The organism is Streptomyces flavofungini (assembly GCF_041028215.1).
In the GTDB taxonomy this organism is placed as follows: Bacteria; Actinomycetota; Actinomycetes; order Streptomycetales; family Streptomycetaceae; genus Streptomyces; species Streptomyces flavofungini_B.
Genome location: NZ_JASKYR010000878.1, coordinates 1 through 2,912 on the forward strand (window position 1 = coordinate 1; position 2,912 = coordinate 2,912).

The 2,912-nt window shown below is 72.5% G+C and carries 3 protein-coding genes; 1 reads left to right on the forward strand and 2 read right to left on the reverse strand.

The window, feature by feature from the left end; all coding sequences use genetic code 11:
• Positions 1-59: 59 nt before the first annotated feature.
• Positions 60-1,031 (reverse strand): alpha/beta hydrolase, encoded by a 972-nt coding sequence (locus AB8Z36_RS35905; RefSeq protein WP_369217581.1) that lies wholly within the window; start codon positions 1,029-1,031, stop codon positions 60-62.
• A 244-nt stretch (positions 1,032-1,275) separates the two neighbouring features.
• On the reverse strand, positions 1,276-1,794 hold the full coding sequence (locus AB8Z36_RS35910) for a carboxymuconolactone decarboxylase family protein (protein ID WP_369217582.1): 519 nt from the start codon (positions 1,792-1,794) through the stop codon (positions 1,276-1,278).
• Positions 1,795-1,955: 161 nt separating this feature from the next.
• Here AB8Z36_RS35910 and AB8Z36_RS35915 point away from each other — a divergent pair.
• On the forward strand, positions 1,956-2,912 hold a 957-nt coding region (locus AB8Z36_RS35915; protein ID WP_369217583.1), incomplete at its 3' end, for a pirin family protein.

Here is a 2,912-nt window from a genome sequence, read left to right on the forward strand (position 1 = left end):
GTGTTCATGAGAGTGGTCTCCTTGGGGGGCTAGCGGTCGCGCGGCGGGTGGTGTCGGCGTCAGGCCGTGTGCAGCGCCGCGCGCAGGGTGCCCACCGCCAGCGTGATCGCGGCCTCCGCCGCGTGCGTCCCGCGCAGCGCGTTCAGCATCACGAAGTCGTGGATGATGCCCTGGAAGCGCACCGCGGTGACCGCGACGCCCGCCTCGCGCAGCTTGTTGGCGTACGCCTCGCCCTCGTCGCGCAGCACATCGGCCTCGCCGGTGATGACCAGCGCGGGCGGCAGGCCGGTGAGCTGCTCGGTGGAGGCGCGCAGCGGCGAGGCGGTGATCTGGGCGCGCTCGGCCTCATCGGTCGTGTACTGGTCCCAGAACCACCGCATGCCGTCGCGGCGCAGGAAGTACCCCGTGGCGAACTGCTCGTAGGAGCCGGTGTCGAAGTTGGCGTCCGTGACCGGGTAGAACAGCACCTGCTGGACGAGCGGGACGTCGCCGCGCTGCTTGGCCATCAGCGTCAGGGCGGCCGTCATGTTGCCGCCGACCGAGTCACCGGCCACCGCGAGCCGCGTACCGTCCAGGCCCTTGGCCGCGCCCTCCCGCACCACCCAGCGGGCGACCGTGTAGTTCTGCTCGATGGCGACCGGGTAGCGCGCCTCGGGGGAGAGGTCGTACTCGGGGAACACCACGGCCGCACCCGCACCCACGGCCAGCTCGCGCACCAGGCGGTCGTGGGTGTGGGCGTTGCCGAACACCCAGCCGGCGCCATGGATGTAGAGGATCACCGGCAGGGGGCCCACCGCGCCCGCGGGCCGCACGACGCGGGTGCGCACGCCGCCCGTCGGCCCGCCGGGGACGGTGATCCACTCCTCGTCGACCTCGGGCTTCGCGATGGCGCCCGACTGCACCTCGTCGACCGCCTTGCGGCCGTCGGCGGGGGCGAGTTCGAAGAGGTAGGGCGGCTGGGCGGTCGCCTCGGCGAACGCGGCTGCCGCGGGTTCGAGGACGGGGGCGAGCGGCTCGACGGCGTCGGACATGAGTACTCCGTAAGGTGGTGGTGGGTGGCCCGGGCCGGGAGACCGGTAGGCCTCGGCACGTCACGGCCAGGTGATGGCCAGTGGTCGCCAGAGGCCCAGGTGTGGGTCTCACCGGGTGGTGTCGTGCACCGCGGGGCCGTCGTCCGCCACGCTAGGAGCGATCAGACGGTACGAATTGACCGTCAGCGCACCGGCCCTGACCTCACGGCGCACAGCCCCGGCGCCCCCCGTACCCACCTCTCGTTCACCGCCCCTGCGCGCCCCGCACCGGATGCTTGCTCAGGATGGAGACGCGGTTGAAGGCGTTGATGGTGATCGCCACCCAGATCACCGCCGAGATCTCGGCGTCGGTGAACTCCGCGCGGGCCGCGGCGTACGCGGTCTCCTGCGCGGCGGCGTCCGCCGGGTGCGTGGTCGCCTCGGCCAGGGCGAGCGCGGCCCGCTCCCTGGCGGTGAAGAGCTCGGTGTCGCGCCAGGCGGCCAGCACGCCGAGGCGCCGGGTGGACTCGCCCTCGCGCAGGGCGGTGCGGGTGTGCACGTCGAGGCAGTAGGCGCAGCCGTTGAGCTGGGAGACGCGGAGGTTGACCAGCTCCACGAGTATGCGGTCGAGACCGGCGTCGGCGGCGGTCGCCCGGACGGCGGCCGATGCCTCGACCATCGCGTGGTACGCCTTCGGGCTCTGCTTGTCGACGTAGACCCGCTGCTCCGGCTGGACGTTCCGTTCCCGGGGGACGTTCCGCTCCGGCTGGACGTTCCGCTCCACGTGCACTCCCTCGTGGGCCGTTCGGGCCCGCTCGCTCCCGTTGCGCCCGGCCGGACGCGTAGGTCTATGATCGAACACAGTTGTTGAAAGTCCAAATATCTTGGAAGCGTGCGAAGGCAGCACGGGGGAGTACAACGGGTGAGAGCAGATGGGGAGAGCAGATGAGCAACGCCGAGCGTGAGCCCGCCGCGCTGCGGTGCGGAGCCACGGACGACGCCGACCACGCGGAGGCAGCGGCCGAGGTCCTCTCCGCACGCGACGTCCCCCTGGGCGGCCCGCGGTCCATGACGGTCCGCCGCACCCTGCCGCAGCGCGCCCGGACGCTGATCGGTGCCTGGTGCTTCGTCGACCACTACGGCCCGGACAACGTCGCCGACACCGGCGGCATGGACGTCGCACCGCACCCGCACACCGGTCTCCAGACCGTGAGCTGGCTGTTCAGCGGGGAGATCGAGCACCGGGACAGCCTCGGCAGCCACGCTTTCGTGCGGCCCGGCGAGCTGAACCTCATGACCGGCGGCCACGGCATCGCCCACACCGAGGTCTCCACCCCGGCCACCACCCTCCTGCACGGCGTCCAGCTCTGGGTGGCGCTGCCCGGCGAACACCGGCACGCCGCACGCGACTTCCAGCACTACGTGCCCACGCCGGTACGCGTGGACGGCGCCGAGGTCAGGGTGTTCCTCGGCGCGCTCGCGGGGTCCGTCTCACCGGTCCGGACGTTCTCGCCGCTGCTCGGCGCCGAACTCCTCGTCGAGCCCCGAGCCACGCTCACACTCACCGTGGACGCCGCGTACGAGCACGGTCTGCTCGTCGACCAGGGGCGGATCCGCATGGCGGGCACCACCCTGCGGGCGGCGGAGCTCGGCTACCTCGGCACCGGACACACCACCCTGACCCTGGCCAACGAGTCGGACGAGCCCGCGCGGGTGGTGCTGATCGGGGGGACGCCGTTCGACGAGGAGATCGTCATGTGGTGGAACTTCATCGGCCGCAGCCACGCCGACATCGTCGAGGCCAGGCGGGACTGGGAAGCCGCCGCCGACCGGTTCGGCGAGGTCGAGGGCTACCCCGGCGACCGCCTCCCCGCCCCGGCGCTCCCCAACGCCACCATCGCC